The following is a 14,997-nucleotide window of genomic DNA, read 5'->3' on the forward strand; positions in this document are numbered from 1 at the left end:
GCAAATCCAATGCGCGTCCACGGCAGAGCCGCCGTGGACCGGTCCATTGTAAATACGAGCGTTAGCAAGAATTCGCCTGTTTGCGGCGGTTTTATCGAACGCTGCGAGGGAATGCAGTGAACGAATGCGCGGACTATTGCGGCATCTGCTGCGAAGGCGTATTCGACAAAGCACCGCCCGAGGCCGACGTGCCTTCCGGCGATGCGCCATACGCCGTGCCTTCATGCACGCGCGCTTCGGCCGCCTCGATGTCGTTGGGATAGAACGCCTCGCGTGCCGCCGGCCGATAGCCGGCCTGCTCCAGTTGCTGAAGGTCCTGCTTGACCTGATCGCGCGTGAGGCCTTGCTGGGCCATCGCGGCGACGGGCGAGGCAATGAGCGCGGCGGCGACGATACGCATGACGAGTTTCATGGCGAACTCCTGTTACGGGTGATTGGCGATCGCGGCATGCGGTCGGGAAAGAGGAGCGAAAGCAGAGAAGAGCGCTTTCGCCACGGCTGAATTCTATTTGTCGTACCGTGACGAGATGCTGGCGCGCACATGACGTTTCAGTCAGCGGCGCGTGCGTGTCGGCTGCCTGAAAGACGGCGCGGCCAGTGATAGACTCGCCTGCGCGCGAGGCCCGCCCATCCGGCGAAGCGCTCGACGCCGCGCCTTTTTTCATCCAACCGGATACGATCAATTGCCGTTCAAGCTGCCGACTACCGCTACCGCTCCGTTCTGCCCGTCAGAAGTCAAAGGCTCCGTCATCGTTGCGCCGGGCACGCCGCTCTGGAAGAAGCTGCTGCAATTCGCGGGGCCGGGGCTGCTCATCTCGATCGGCTACATGGACCCGGGCAATTGGGCAACCGACATCGAAGCAGGCTCGCGCTATGGCTATAGCCTGCTGTTCGTCGTCGTGTTGTCGAGCATCGCGGCGATGGTGCTGCAATGCCTGTCGATGCGCCTCGGCATCGTCACCGGCCGCGATCTCGCGCAGTTGTCGCGCGAGCGTTACGCGAAGCCTGTCGCCAATGCGCAATGGATGCTCGCGGAGTTGTCGATCATCGCGTGCGATCTCGCCGAAGTGCTCGGCGGCGCGCTCGCGTTTCATCTGCTCTTCGGCTGTTCGCTGATGTGGGGCGTGATTCTCACGGCATTCGACACGCTGATCGTGCTGGGGCTGAAGGGCAAGAACTTCCGCGACCTCGAAGCGATCATGCTCGGGCTCATCGCGACCATCGGCGTGGGATACATCGTGGAGCTGGCGCTCGTCAAACCGCACTGGCCGTCCGTCGCGGCGGGACTCGTGCCGTCGTTCAACGTGCTGTCCGAGCGCGAGCCGCTTTATCTCGCCATCGGCATTCTGGGCGCGACCGTGATGCCGCATAACCTGTATCTGCATTCGTCCATCGTGCAGACACGCGTGGTCACTCGCGAGCCGAAGGATCTTGCTTCATCGATCAGGCTTTCGCGGCTCGACACCATCGCGTCATTGATGCTTGCGCTCCTGATCAACGCTGCGATCCTGATTCTCGCGGCTTCCGCGTTTCATGCGACAGGTCACACGCAAGTGACCGAGATCGAGGACGCATACAAGCTGCTCGCGCCCATCGTCGGCAGCGGGCTTGCGGCTATTCTGTTCGCGGTGACGCTCTTCGCTTCGGGTCAGAGCTCCACCTTCACGGGGACCATTGCGGGGCAGGTCATCATGGAAGGCTTTCTGCGCCTGAAGATTCCGTGTTATCAGCGGCGCTTCATCACGCGGGCGCTCGCGCTCGTGCCTGCGCTGATCGGTGTCTATATGCTCGGCAACGGCGCGGTCGGCAAGCTGCTCGTCGCGAGCCAGGTCGTGCTGAGTCTGCAATTGCCGTTCGCGCTGTATCCGCTGATTCGCATGACGAGCGATCGCGCGCTCATGGGCAGCTTCGCGAACGCGTCGCATACGAAGGTGATCGCGTGGCTGCTTTTCGTCGTGATCAGCGCCGCGAACATCTGGCTCGTCGTGCAGACCGCGACAGAGTGGTTCGCATAAGCGCGAGACTTACGCGAACCACTCACGGCTTACTTGACGACCGCGACCGGCGTATTCGATTTCGCCGCGACGGCAGCGGGAATCGCAGCGTCGGCAGGCAGTGCCTGATCGACCGTCGTGCGTCCGCCATCGCGGAAGAACGCGAGTTCAGCCGCCTTGTTCAGCACGAGAATGCTGATACGCCGGTTCGTCGGCTCGTCGATGACGTCCTTGTTGAGCGGCAGGGCGTCTGCGAGACCGCGCACTTGCAGTACCTTGCCTTCGTTCATGCCACCGGCGACCAGCGCGCGCCGCGCCGCGTTCGCGCGCTCGCTCGACAGTTCCCAGTTCGAATAGCCTTTCTGATTGCCGGAGTAGGGCACGGCATCCGTATGGCCTGCAATCGACACGCGATTGTCGACGTCGTTGAGCGATGCGCCGATGTTCGACAGAATCGTCGTCACATAGCTTTCGAGCTTCGAGCTGCCCGATGCGAACATCGGCCGCTTGAGTGAATCGACAATCTCAATGCGCAAGCCTTCGCTCGTGATCGCAATGCGGATCTGATCCTTGAACGCGCGCAATGCGGGCGTGTTCTCGATCAGCGCGGTCAGCTTTTGCTTCAGTTGTTGCAGGCGCTGCATGTCGTCGACAGCGACTGCCGCGCGCGCGATGGAAGGCGGCACCGGCTGCGTCTGGCTCTTGTTGGCTTCGCCGGGACGCGAGCTGGACAGGTCCTTGCCGCCGCCGTTGACGACGCTCGTATGCGCGGAGGCGCCGCCTTCGCTGCCGAACAGCGCCGAGAGCGGCGTATTGAAGTATTGCTCGATGCCTTCCTTGTCGTACTTCGACGTGGAGCCGAGCAGCCACATCAAGAGGAAGAACGCCATCATTGCAGTCACGAAGTCCGCGTAGGCGATCTTCCACGCGCCGCCGTGATGGCCGCCGTGGCCGCCGCCCTTCTTCTTGCGACGCACGACGACAGTGGGCGCGAGCACGGATTGCAACGGGTCGCGTGACGGTCTTTCAGCCATGAACGATGCTCCTTGTGTCTACGCAGCAGCGGGTCAGGCCGACTTCGGCGTCTTGGTGGCGCGCACGGCGTCGTCCAGTTCCTTGAAGCTCGGACGGTCCGCCGTGAAGAGCACCTTGCGGCCGAACTCGACAGCGACCGTCGGCGCGTAGCCGTTCATCGACGCGAGCAGCACGGACTTCACGCACTGGAACGGCTTGGCTTCTGCCGCGCCCTTCGCGTTGAGCAGGTCGGCGAGCGGGCCGATGAAGCCGTATGCGAGCAAGATGCCGAGGAACGTGCCGACGAGCGCGCCCGCGATCATCTCGCCGAGCACGGCGGGCGCAGCGCCCACCGAGCCCATCGTATGCACCACGCCCATTACCGCGGCCACGATGCCGAATGCAGGCAAGCCATCGGCCATCTTCTGAATGGCGTTCGCGGCCACCGCGCTTTCCGTGTGATGCGTCTCCAGTTCCTCGTCCATCAGGTCCTGCAATTCGAGCGCGTTCACGTTGCCCGCCGACATCATGCGCAGGTAATCGACGATGAAGTCGAGCAGGTGATGATCCGCCATCACGTGTTCGTATTTCTGGAAGACGGGGCTGGACTCGGGCGCGTCGACGTCTGCTTCGAGCGCCATCATTCCTTCCTTGCGGGCCTTTTGCAGCAGTTCGTACAGCAACGCGATGAGCGACAGGTATTTCTCTTTGCTATACCCGCCGCCTTTGAATACCTTGGGCAGCGCCTGCAAGGTTTTCTTGAGCGTGGACGTGGGGTTCGATACGACGAAAGCCCCGATGGCCGCGCCGAAGATACACAGCAATTCAAAAGGCTGAACGAGGGCCGCGAGGTGACCGCCGACCCCCATGAAGCTCCCGATGACGGAGCCGATGACGACTACCCATCCGATAACGACAAACATGATTTCTCCGCAAATGTCCGGGCGTTGCGAGCCGTGCGCGCTCGTCAGCGAAACACGCACGGCTCGCAATGCATTGTCTGGATGATGCTGGGCTTTTTAACGGCGCAGTACACGCCGACATTTAGGGTGGTGCCCGCAAACATTTCGACGCGGCCTCGCCCAAGGTAAAACTTACGCGCGTGCTTTACGCGCAAGGTAATGGATTGCTGCCATGCGCTTCGTCTAACATCGGCGCATGGACACGACACTCACAGAAGCGAAGCCGCGCGCGCCGGGCGTCACGCCTGCCACGGTCGGCATGTTGCTGCGCGAATGGCGTCAACGCAGGCGCATGAGTCAGCTCGAGCTTGCTTGTATAGCGGACGTTTCGACGCGCCACTTGAGCTTTATCGAATCCGGACGCTCCGTGCCGAGCCGCGACATGTTGATCCGGCTCGCCGAGCAACTCGACGTGCCTTTGCGCGAGCGCAACGCGCTCTTTCTCGCAGCGGGCTATGCGCCGCTGTACAAGGAGCGGCCACTCGCGGACCCGGATCTCGAACCCGCGCGACGTGCGGTCGAACTCGTGTTGAAAGGCCACGAGCCGTATCCCGCGCTCGCGGTGGATCGTCACTGGACGATGATTGCCGCCAACGCCGCGCTGCAACCGCTCGTCGCGTCGGCGGATGCGTCCTTGCTTGCGCCGCCGGTCAACGTGCTGCGCCTCTCGCTGCATCCGCGCGGGCTCGCGAGCGTCATCGAGAACTGGCACGAGTGGCGCGCGCATCTGCTCGCGAGGCTGCGTCGGCAGATCGACGTGTCAGGCGACCCGACGCTCGCCGCGCTGCTCGACGAACTCGAAGCGTATCCTGCGCCGCCGCACGCGGGACGCGCCGAACGCGGCGCAACCGATTCTGTCGTCGTGCCGCTGCGCTTGCGCACGGAGTTCGGCCTGCTGTCGCTCATCAGCACGACGACGGTGTTTGGCACGCCGGTCGATATCACGCTCTCCGAGCTCGCAATCGAAGCCTTTTTCCCCGCAGACGACGCCACCGCGCGCATACTCCATCGGGCGCACGGCGAGCGTCGCTGACGGGTGATGTGGAACCTGCTGCCGCCGCGCGAATCAATCAACAGGAGGGGAGCGGCGCGCGCTGCCAAGTGCGCGCCGGTGCCTGCGTCAGCTTTTGTCCAACCAACGCAGAAGGCAGCCATGATTCAGACATTCGAACACGTGATCGGCGGCGAGCGCATGCAGTTTTGCGCGAGCATCGCGGAAGGCGGCGGACCGCAGCGCGTCATCATCAGCCGGGCGGACTCGGCGGAATCGCTCGTCATCGTCCAGGCCGATGGCATCATCGGCACGATCAGGGCAGAAGTGGAAGCGCCGGATACGTTCGTCGCGGACGCCGTGCGCAAGGCGCAGCAGGACGCGTTGATCGAACGCGCGCTGGAAACCGGCGAGGTTCAGACGACAAGCCTCTAGGTGTTTTTATCCGACCGATGCCGGCGCAGCCCGGAAGGGTGCGCGGGCATTCGTCATGCGGACATGAACGGGCCGCTACATGCGCGGCTCGCCGTTCTTCGGATCGGCCGGGACGAGCGGCATCGCGGAATCGGGACCGTCCGGCATGTCGGGATCGTCGGGATTCGGCGCCGCATCCGGATCGAGCAACTTGTCCGGGTCCGGTTCGACGGTTTCTTCCGGGGCGTGTGGCTGGCTGGACATGATGCGGGTTCTCCTTGAAGTGACTTGAGCCGGTTCGCAACCTGTGTTCCCGCCGATGCCCACGCGCTATTTCACCGCGCGTCGCGGTCGGTTCGCGGCTTCATTGCCGTCGGCCGCCGTGCCGCCGCGCACGCCACGCGCGATGACCGCCGCGCACGCCAGCATCGCCACCGATGCAGCCGCCGACCAGCGCACCGCATCGACGATTTGCGCCGATGCCGCCGCGCCTCCCGCGTGGCCCGCTAACGCGCCGAACGCGGCCACGCCCATTGCGCCGGCAGCCTGCCGCGCGGTGTTCAGCACGGCCGACGCCGTTCCCGCGCTTCGCTGGCCGACGGTGCCGAGGAGCGCCGTGGTCATCGCGGGAACCGCCACGCCCATGCCGGACGGAATCAGCAGGAACGGGAGCAGCAGAGCAACCGTCGGCGTATGGGCATCGACGAATGGGAGCGACGCGAAACCCACCGCGTCGAGCAATGCGCCGGCGATCATCGGGCCGCGCGAGCCGAAGCGCGCCACCACCGGACCGCTCGCGAGATTCGACAACAGGAAACCGCCCGTGAGCGGCAAAAACGCGAGGCCGGTCTGCAACGGCGAATGGCCGAGCACGCGTTGCAAATACAGACTCAGCACGAACACGCTTCCATAGTAGGTGAAGTTCACGGCGATGCCGAACAGCACCGCAGCGCTGAACGTGCGCTCGCTAAAGAGCGCGAGCGGGAGCATCGGCGCGGGGCTTCTTCTCTCGACTGCGATGAACGCGGCCGTCGCCGTCACCGCGATCGCGAATGCGCCGGTCACGAGCGGATGCGACAGCCCGAGCGGCCTCGCTTCGATCACCGCGCCGACCAGCGCCGTGAGCGCCACGATGGCGAGCGCCTGGCCACTCACGTCGATGCCGTCGCCGCGCCCGTGCGACGGCGTCTCGTCCACCCATGCGAGCGTCGCCGCGACGCCCGCCGCGCAGATCGGCAGATTGACCCAGAAGATGCTGCGCCAGCCGAACGCCGCGATCAGCGCTCCGCCGACGATCGGCCCTGCCGCGATGGACACCGCGCCCGCCGCCGTCCATAAGCCGACCGCGCGCGCCCGCACGCGCCGATCGTGGCCACACGCGGCGTTCAGCAGCGCGAGCGAATTCGGCAGCATCGCCGCCGCGCCGACGCCCTGAATCGCGCGGGCGGCGATCAGCTGCGCGGCATCGCGGGAAAAAGCGCAGGCGAGCGAAGCGAACGCGAAGATCGCGAGGCCGCAGACGAACAGCCGCCGCGCGCCGAACCGGTCGCCGAGCGAGCCGGCCAGAAGCATCAGCGCGGCGAATGCGAGCGCGTAGGCGTCCACGGTCCATTGCAGGCTCGCGACGCTCGCGCCGAGATCATGTGCGATGCTCGCGAGCGCGACGTTCACGATCGACACATCGAGCTGCGAGACGACGAAGCCGACACTCGTCGCGGCGACGACGCACAACTGGCGGGAAGACAGGTTCGAGTTCATGCCGCTCATCGTAGGCGCGTGGCGCGCGGGATGTTTCGGCCTCGCCTGAAATTAAAATGGCGCACCGCCGAGGCGTGCGCCACTGTCTTGCCGTCACGACGAAACGGCTCGCGGCCTCAGCGTGCTTCCTTGATGAAGAGCGCGGTCACCGCGCCGACGACGCACAGCGCGCCGACGTAGAGCGCGGGCGCGGCCGGGCTCGATTTCATCATCAGGGAGACGACGATCGGCGTAAGTCCGCCGAACACCGCGTACGCGACGTTGTACGAGAACGAGATGCCCGAAAAGCGCACGGCGGGCGGGAACGACTTGACCATTACGAACGGAATCGCGCCGATCACGCCGACCGTGAAGCCCGTGAGCGCGTACCACGGCAACAGCGTCGAGGCATCGACCGCGACTTGCTGGAACAGCGCGTAGTACGAGCCCGCCAGCAGGAACGCGCCGACGAAAAGCGTCTTGCCCGCGCCGATGCGGCCGGCAATCGCGCCCGCGAGCACGCAGCCGACCGTGAGACACAGCGTCGCGGCGCAGTTCGCGATCAGCACTGTGGCCGGCGCAATGTGGAACTGCTTCTGGAGCAGCGTGGGCGTCATCAGGATCACGACGACGATGGCGGCCGAGAGCATCCACGTAAGCAGCATCGACACGATGACGGCGCGGCCGTGGTCGCGCAAAACGGCCTTCAGCGGCAGTTCCGCCGCCAGCGACTTGCGCTTCTGGAGTTCGGCAAACACCGGCGTTTCATGCAGCCAGCGGCGCAGATACACCGAGCAGAGTCCGAACAACCCGCCGAGCAGGAACGGCAGACGCCACGCGAAGCTCGCGACATCGGCAGGAGCAAACGTCTTGTTGATGGCCGTCGCGATCAGCGAGCCGAGCAGAATGCCCGCGGTCAGGCCGGCCGTGAGCGTGCCGCACGCATAGCCGATGTGACGGCGCGGCACGTGCTCCGAGACGAAAACCCACGCGCCCGGCACTTCGCCGCCGACCGCCGCGCCCTGCATCACACGGAAAACCAGCAGCAGAACGGGCGCCATCAGGCCGAGGGACGCGTACGTGGGCAAGAGGCCCATTAAGAGCGTCGGGACCGACATCAGCAGGACAGAAAGCGTGAACATCCGCTTGCGTCCGAGCAGATCGCCGAAATGCGCCATCACGATACCGCCGAGCGGCCGCGCCAGATATCCGGCGGCAAAGATGCCGAAAGTCTGCAATTGGCGCAGCCAGTCAGGAATGGACGCCGGGAAGAACAGCTGGCCGATGACCGGCGCGAAGAACACGAAGATGATGAAGTCGTAGAACTCGAGCGCGCCGCCGAGCGCGGCGAGCGCGAGCGTCTTGTAATCGCCGCGCGTGAGCGCGCGGCCGGCGGCGTGCGACGCGCCGTCGAAAGGTGTTGCCTGCATCGAATGAGAACCCGTAATGAGAAAAGCCACGCGTGCGGTCGAGCGACGCATGGGACGAGGCGATGCCCTGCGGGATGTCGGACGCGCCGGGTGAGCGCGAAAACGGGAACGACTGGGGCGCGGTCCGAAACCGCGCCCGTCACCGCGCTGCGCATGTCGGCGGACAGCCGTGTCGCAGCTTGCGCTCGCGCCGTCTCGGTAAGGCGGCGGAAGCGGGGACTTTCGGCTCGATGTAAGCCGAAGGCGGCATGTTACAGGATGTAAGTCGCCACTACACAAAAAATCACGTTTAGATGTGGCGCGCTCGCGCCATTGGCGGCGCGCTGCGGTTACATGCGTTGACATTTCGGAGGAGTCCGATGGGAAAGGGTGGGCGCGCTGACCAGAATGCGTGCCTGTATTGCCGTCTCTTTTTGTAACGAGACGCCCGGGGAGATGCCGCGCGAAGCGGTATCGGCCCATGTCCTCAGACTCATCAGGCTTGACACTATGCGCGTCGCCGTTTTGCAAACCGACCCAAGTTACCGAAATCTCATCGCCGAAGTCGTCAAACGACTCGGACACACTGTCGTCACCTTTGGCGACGGCTTGCTGCTTTCCAAGGCGCTGTCGCGTTCGACCGTGGATCTCCTGATCCTCGACTGGAACTCGACGGGCCTCTGCGGTCTCGATCTGTTGAAATCCGTGCGCTCGAGCTTCGGCGAGCGCGTTCCCGTGATGTTCGCCACCGCCGATGGCGCCGAGCACAACGTCGTCTGCGCGCTGACGGCGGGCGCGGACGACTTCGTGGTCTATCCCATCCGTCCGGGCGAATTCGGCGCGCGTGTCGAAGCCTTGCTGCGCCGCGCGTACCCGACGACGTCCAGCGCATGCCTGGAGATCGGGCCGTATCGCTTCGATTCGCGCCAGCAGACCGTCACCGTGCGCGGCCGCCCGGTGCAATTAAGCGGCACGCAGTTCCGGCTCGCGCAGCTTTTCTTCTCGAATATCGGTCGGGTGCTGTCGCGCGATCACATTTTCGCGATGGTCTGGGGTCGCGAATTCCGCGAAACCACGCGCACGATCGATAGCCATGTGTCGCGCCTGCGTCTCGCGCTCGAGATCGAGCCGGTGAATCACTTCCGTCTGCAGCCGGTGTACAAGAGCGGCTATCGGCTGCTCCATCTTTACGATGACGGCGAGGACGCGGGCGACGATCGCGTGGAAACCGAGCATGCGCGAATCGCTGCTTGAGGCGCTTGAACGAAGCTGAATGGGAATGCCGTCGTGAGACGGCATTTTTGTTTTTCGGTTTAGCGCTTCGATTTGTCGGCGTTTGTCTCTTGCCGCTCGCGCGACGGGCAAGGCCGGCATTGGTCGCGCAAAGCTGGCTTCGCCGTTTAATGCGAACACCCATCGATTAATGAAACAGTGAGGTCAGCAGGCGTACCAGAGTCTCGATCATTGTCGTAGGGACTGTTTCTTTCAGGGAATCGCGGGAAACGTGCGTGTTACGGGAAAGGGCGGCGACATCGATCAGAAAGAACGGGCTCATAATCTTCTCACTCGGTTGCGGTTCAGACAGGAGTAATTTTGAGATGAGGTGGTCTTGGTTGCCATCGGACCTATCTCAAAAATGCTCTGCGTCGCACCGCAGGCGTAACGCGCCGAACTTGGCCCCGCTACTTCTAGTCTGGCGAGCATTCGCCGCGAAGCAGCGCCCATTCCTCGCACGACTTGCCACTGGGTAAGCGGCACATGCCGATCTGGCCGTCGCTGGTGTCGATGAATTGCAGCGTGCCTCCTCGGCGAGCGCAATCGACAGACGCCGGATTCGGAAGTCCTACTGGGCCACTGGGTCGCGGAGCGGACTGGGTTGTAGAAGCGTCGGTGACCGAAGGGGCAGGCGACGTGCAAGCTACCAAAAGAAAAATGCTGGCAAGTAAAGTGGCGAGCCTGAACATGATTGGGGGCGAGCGATTCGAAAGTCGAACGGGGTCAATATATCAAGCGCCTGTGGCGTCGTCGAACTCTCGTGAAGTTTGTTTCCGCGAACGGACGGCGATCCCCGCTGCGGTCGCCAAGCTGACCCGGATTCGGTGGGCCGAACCGGTGCGGCGCTCTTCGACGACCGGTCACGGACAGAAGCGTACGATATGCAAGAGCCCGAGAATACAATGGCACGTAAGCCATTACGGGCAGCAAAGGAATGAGCCAAATGACGACGTTGAGCTACCTAAAACCAGAACGAATCTCACTGAAAAATCATCCAGAGTTTGGTGAACGCTGGATCCAGGAACGCATCATTGAAGACCCGTCGATTCTCGGACTCGGCGATCTCATCGTAAAAGACAAGGAACGAATTCACCGTGGCGCGGGCCGGCTCGACATTCTCTGTCAGGATGCTGATGAAAGTCGCCGATACGAGATAGAGATTCAGCTAGGAAAGACAGACGAGTCGCACATCATTCGCACCATTGAGTATTGGGACATCGAGCGCAAGCGCTACCCACAATACGAACATGTCGCCGTCATCGTTGCCGAAGACATAACCAGCCGGTTTCTCAATGTCGTGAATCTTTTCAACGGATTCATTCCGCTGGTCGCGATTCAGGTAAGCGCATTCCGATTCGGTGCGAACATCTCGCTGGTATTCACGACCGTTCTCGACGAGAGGAAGCTCGGACTCGTGGATGAAGACGAAGAAGTCGCTGAGACAACGGACCGGGCCTATTGGGAGAAACGCGGTAGCAAGTCTACGGTCGGCCTTGCGGATGAAGTGCTCAGATTGATCAATGAATTCGATCCGGGACTTTCACTCAAGTACAACAAGTTCTACATTGGTCTTGCCGACCGAAATGGTCGACCCGACAATTTCGTTGCACTGAAGCCGAGAAAGAATTGGTTGGGCGTCTTGATAAGACTCCCGCAGAGCGAGGCTATACAGGCGAGGATAGAAGAAGCCGGGCTCGATGTTCTCGAATACAGCACCAAGGAAGGACGTTACAAGCTGAGGCTCAGCAGAAGCGATCTCGATCAGCATCACGAGTTCCTATCGGAGCTGTTCAAACTCGCGCAGGGCGACTCGGAAGACTAAACGCGTAACGACGTTCAAGTTGCCATCAAGTGTTGGATGGCCCGAGAGGGGCGAAGGCGCCCGCCCGCCAACCCTCATCCCGTCTGCTCAACCGGCGTCACGTCGACCTCGATCATCTGCGTGCCGCGCAGCACCGCGACCTTCACCGCGCGCTCGATACGCGATGCATCCAGCGCGCGCTGCAAGCCGTCGACGCTATCGACGCTCACGCCATCCACCGCGACGATACGGTCGCCCGTGCGCAGCCCGCCCAGCGCGGCCGGACTGCCCTTGACGACTTCCATGACGTGCACCGCGCTCGCCGACGTCAGCCCGAAGAAGCGTTGCACGCGCCGCGACACCGGCGCCGTCGTTCCCGCTACGCCGATATACGCGCGCCGCACGCGTCCGTACGCGAAGATCTGCATGATGACCCACTTGGCCGTATCGATGGCAGTCGCGAACGAAATGGCCTGCGCGCCCGAAATGATGGCCGTGTTCACGCCGATCACCTGTCCCGCCGAATTGATGAGCGGACCGCCCGAGTTGCCGGGATTGAGCGCGGCATCGGTCTGGATCACGTCGTAGATCATGCGGCCGGAGGTGGAGCGCAGCGACCGTCCGAGAGCCGAGACGACGCCTGTCGTCACCGTCTGGGCGAGGCCGAGCGGATTGCCGACCGCGATCGCGATCTGGCCGACGCGCAGCTTGCCCGATTCCCCCAGTTCGACGTGCGGCAGCGGCTCCGGCGAGCCGATGCGCAACACCGCGAGATCGCTGCCCGGATCGTCGCCGACGAGATCGGCGTGAAAGTGCGCGCCGTCAGCGAGCGTCACGGTTATGCGCGTCGCGCCGTGGACGACGTGGCTATTGGTCAGCAGATAACCGTCGGGCGTGAAAATGAAGCCCGAGCCGGTGCCGCCCGCCTGACGGCGCGCGCCGCGGGCATCGGCGAGTTCGCGCTCGACCGAGATGAAAACGACGGCCTGCTGCACGCGTTCCAGCGCGCCGATCACGGTGCGCGAATAGGCATCGAGCAGCGCGGTGTCGTCGAGCGGCTGCGGCGGTGACTGCGGGGCGTCTTGCGGGCCGCGCGCAAGATCGTCGATGAATTGTGGCCGGCTTCCCATGTTGGACTCCCGATATTCGAGAGGCGACATGCGGGCCGCGCCGGCGGTTTTCAAGCCCGCTCGGCGGCTCAGACGCGGGCGGCGGCGCGGGCGAGCAGGTTCATCGGCCCGAGCGTCTCGACGATGCGGCGCTGGGTGTCGTCCCGCACGAAAAGCGAGCCGGCGAAGCCGAGCGCGTTGATCGCGATGCCTTCGACATCGGCCGCCGTGCGCGGCACCGCGAGCATCCAGCGGCGCGTGACGAGCAAGTTGTACGGCGCGGCCTGATGCGTTGCCCCGGCGACATCGAGCGGCTCGACGCCGATCGCGTCGAGCAAGCGTCGATACGTGTCGTGCGCGTGTTGCGGCGTGTTGTCGGAGAGGGCGTCGAGCCACGCCGCCGCGTGACCGAACGCAAGCCCCGGCACGCGGAAGATCGCGCCGTTTCGCGCGTTCCGGATCAACGGCTCGATCGGCGCCGCGAGACCGTCGAGCGGCAGCCGCACCATCTGCATGTGTTTGTGCGGCTGGCTTGATCCGGCGACGGCGCCGCCGTTGTAGAACCCGAGTCCGTCGAACCGGTTCAGGCACGCGAGCAGGGCGGCGAAGTCGTCGGTATCGAGCAAGGCTTCTTGCGGCTCGAACTGCGTGGTCACGATCAGCAGATGGTGCGCGAGGACATTGAACTTGTTCAACAACAGGAAATGCCGCTCGCCGATATCGCCGACGCGCAGGGCGTCCTCGCACGGCGAGAACGGATCGCGCCACGCGCTTGCCGCATCGGTGGCAGACTTGGCCGCGAGCTTCGCGGCCTCTTCCTTGCGCGCGAGATTCGCCGCTTGCCGCACGAGAAAGCGCACGCCGCCTTCCTCGATGACGTGCTCGATCGTGTCGAACGGACGCAGCGCGCCGCACGCGAGCGCGCGCGCCGTCTGCTCGACGACGGCTTCCCATGAAGGCGCTTCTGGCAGTGAAGTTGAGCTCATGTTTCTGACGAGTGATTGCCGGAACGACCATTCTGCTGCCTCTGCGCACATTGCGTGCAGAAGCTGTTTCCGGGCGGCCGCTATGAAACGTCTGGGCAGCGAAACGGCACGGAATAGCTTCGATAGTTCAGACTTTTCGGCGTTCATTTATTGCGGTGACTTGGATAGACTTTCTCGCACTCAGTCGTTCGCAAACGCAGTTATCCGTTCGTTGTACATAACGAATAGACGTCGCGACTGAGCGCCACGCTGGTCCGGGATTGCGCGCGCAGCGCAGATGTCTTCCGGCGTGTTACCTACATTCTTTGTTTTTAGCGAGAGGCACTCTCATGCAAAAGATCGACCGCGCAGCTCTGGTTCAGGCAAACATCGCTGGTGGCACCGCCAAGGCGTCGAGCACGTCTTCGTCCACCACCAACGTCTCCGTCACGATCACGGCTTAAAGCTGCGACGTCGGCGTTACAGCACTATCGCTTCAACCGTTATTCAAGAAGGTATGCACATGCAAAAGATCGAACGCGCTGCTCTGGCTCAAGCAAACATCGCTGGCGGCACGGCCAAGGCGTCGAGCTCGTCGTCGACCAACACGACCGTGGACATCAAGATCTCGGCGTAAGGTTCCCGCTCTCTTCGTGAGAGCGTGACCCGGGTGTGCGAAGGCTCCCGTTTCAGGGAGCCTTTGTCGCAGGACAAGTCACGCCCAGTCTTCCTCGCCGTTCTTCGGCTCCGGCAACGTCAGACCTGACGCGGGCAGCGGCAGCGCCGTTTTGTAGCGCACCTGCTTGAGTGCAAAGCTCGAGCGAATGTTCGACACGCCCGGCATCTTCGTGAGCCGCTCCAGAATGAAGCGCTCCAGCGCCGCCACGTCGGGCAGCACCACGCGCAGCAGATAGTCGGCATCGCCCGTCATCAGATAACACTCCATCACCTCCGGGCGCTCGCTGATCGCCTGCTCGAAGCGCGCCAGCGCGTCCTTGATCTGCTTTTCCAGACTCACCTGAATGAACACGTTGATGCTGAGTCCCAGCGCCTCCGGACTGAGCAGCGTGACGTGTTGCCTGAAAAGCCCGGCTTTCTCCAGCGCGCGCACCCGATTGAAGCAGGGCGTCGGCGACAGATTGACGGCGCGCGCAAGTTCCGAATTCGTAATGCGGGCGTTGTGTTGAAGCTCGTTGAGAATGCCGATGTCGATGCGGTCAAGCCGCTGCTTCGTCTGTGAGCTCATAGTTCGATCATTCCTGTTTCGCGCGTTTTCGCAGAATAAGAACACTACCGCAAAGCGATCTCGCAGCCAAATGAGATGCA

15 protein-coding genes are annotated in these 14,997 nt (G+C 63.3%); 5 read left to right on the forward strand and 10 right to left on the reverse strand.

The genetic code is table 11. From position 1 onward, the window contains the following. Positions 1-133: 133 nt before the first annotated feature. The gene (locus NCR34_RS15985; protein ID WP_250500438.1) at positions 134-412 is read right to left on the reverse strand and encodes a DUF4148 domain-containing protein; all 279 of its coding nucleotides are present in this window, start codon (positions 410-412) and stop codon (positions 134-136) included. Positions 413-683: 271 nt separating this feature from the next. Here NCR34_RS15985 and NCR34_RS15990 point away from each other — a divergent pair, with 271 nt between their 5' ends. Beyond that, on the forward strand, positions 684-2,015 hold the full coding sequence (locus NCR34_RS15990) for an Nramp family divalent metal transporter (protein ID WP_250500439.1): 1,332 nt from the start codon (positions 684-686) through the stop codon (positions 2,013-2,015). Between the two features lie 29 nt (positions 2,016-2,044). Here NCR34_RS15990 and motB read toward each other — a convergent pair whose 3' ends face one another. Continuing rightward, positions 2,045-3,028: a flagellar motor protein MotB gene (gene motB, locus NCR34_RS15995; RefSeq protein WP_250500440.1), complete on the reverse strand. Its 984-nt coding sequence runs from the start codon at positions 3,026-3,028 to the stop codon at positions 2,045-2,047. Between the two features lie 33 nt (positions 3,029-3,061). Beyond that, the gene (gene motA / locus NCR34_RS16000; protein ID WP_248322488.1) at positions 3,062-3,931 is read right to left on the reverse strand and encodes a flagellar motor stator protein MotA; all 870 of its coding nucleotides are present in this window, start codon (positions 3,929-3,931) and stop codon (positions 3,062-3,064) included. 235 nt (positions 3,932-4,166) lie between these two features. Between motA and NCR34_RS16005 the strand changes: the two genes are divergently transcribed. Together NCR34_RS16005 and NCR34_RS16010 are read left to right on the forward strand one after the other, a co-directional pair. Then, a complete protein-coding gene (locus NCR34_RS16005; RefSeq protein ID WP_250500441.1) occupies positions 4,167-5,003 on the forward strand; it encodes a helix-turn-helix domain-containing protein in 837 nt (278 codons plus the stop codon). Positions 5,004-5,123: 120 nt separating this feature from the next. After that, positions 5,124-5,396, forward strand: coding sequence for a hypothetical protein (locus NCR34_RS16010; RefSeq protein WP_206469460.1), 273 nt, complete (start codon positions 5,124-5,126; stop codon positions 5,394-5,396). A gap of 75 nt (positions 5,397-5,471) precedes the next feature. Here the strand turns inward: NCR34_RS16010 and NCR34_RS16015 are convergent, their stop codons facing one another. The 3 genes from NCR34_RS16015 to NCR34_RS16025 form a co-directional block, all read right to left on the reverse strand. Further along, entirely contained in the window at positions 5,472-5,639 is a 168-nt protein-coding gene (locus NCR34_RS16015) for a hypothetical protein (RefSeq protein WP_206469462.1), read from the reverse strand. A 66-nt stretch (positions 5,640-5,705) separates the two neighbouring features. Next, a complete protein-coding gene (locus NCR34_RS16020; RefSeq protein WP_250500442.1) occupies positions 5,706-7,142 on the reverse strand; it encodes an MFS transporter in 1,437 nt (478 codons plus the stop codon). A gap of 107 nt (positions 7,143-7,249) precedes the next feature. After that, positions 7,250-8,542, reverse strand: a complete 1,293-nt coding sequence (locus NCR34_RS16025) for an MFS transporter (RefSeq protein WP_250500443.1) — start codon at positions 8,540-8,542, stop codon at positions 7,250-7,252. 489 nt (positions 8,543-9,031) lie between these two features. Here NCR34_RS16025 and NCR34_RS16030 point away from each other — a divergent pair, with 489 nt between their 5' ends. Beyond that, positions 9,032-9,775, forward strand: coding sequence for a response regulator transcription factor (locus NCR34_RS16030; protein ID WP_206469465.1), 744 nt, complete (start codon positions 9,032-9,034; stop codon positions 9,773-9,775). A gap of 434 nt (positions 9,776-10,209) precedes the next feature. Here NCR34_RS16030 and NCR34_RS16035 read toward each other — a convergent pair whose 3' ends face one another. Then, entirely contained in the window at positions 10,210-10,485 is a 276-nt protein-coding gene (locus tag NCR34_RS16035) for a putative hemolysin (RefSeq protein WP_250500444.1), read from the reverse strand. Positions 10,486-10,739: 254 nt separating this feature from the next. Between NCR34_RS16035 and NCR34_RS16040 the strand changes: the two genes are divergently transcribed. After that, on the forward strand, positions 10,740-11,618 hold the full coding sequence (locus NCR34_RS16040) for a hypothetical protein (protein WP_250500445.1): 879 nt from the start codon (positions 10,740-10,742) through the stop codon (positions 11,616-11,618). 74 nt (positions 11,619-11,692) lie between these two features. Here the strand turns inward: NCR34_RS16040 and NCR34_RS16045 are convergent, their stop codons facing one another. The 3 genes from NCR34_RS16045 to NCR34_RS16055 form a co-directional block, all read right to left on the reverse strand. Beyond that, positions 11,693-12,727 carry a S1C family serine protease gene (locus tag NCR34_RS16045; RefSeq protein WP_250500526.1) on the reverse strand — a complete coding sequence of 345 codons (1,035 nt, stop codon included), beginning with the start codon at positions 12,725-12,727 and terminating at the stop codon, positions 11,693-11,695. Positions 12,728-12,795: 68 nt separating this feature from the next. Further along, the gene (locus tag NCR34_RS16050; protein ID WP_250500446.1) at positions 12,796-13,692 is read right to left on the reverse strand and encodes an ATP adenylyltransferase family protein; all 897 of its coding nucleotides are present in this window, start codon (positions 13,690-13,692) and stop codon (positions 12,796-12,798) included. 694 nt (positions 13,693-14,386) lie between these two features. Beyond that, the gene (locus NCR34_RS16055) at positions 14,387-14,917 is read right to left on the reverse strand and encodes an Lrp/AsnC family transcriptional regulator (RefSeq protein WP_250473710.1); all 531 of its coding nucleotides are present in this window, start codon (positions 14,915-14,917) and stop codon (positions 14,387-14,389) included. Between the last annotated feature and the right edge of the window lie 80 nt (positions 14,918-14,997).

Source organism: Caballeronia sp. GAWG1-5s-s, assembly GCF_023631445.1.
Lineage (GTDB): Bacteria > Pseudomonadota > Gammaproteobacteria > Burkholderiales > Burkholderiaceae > Caballeronia.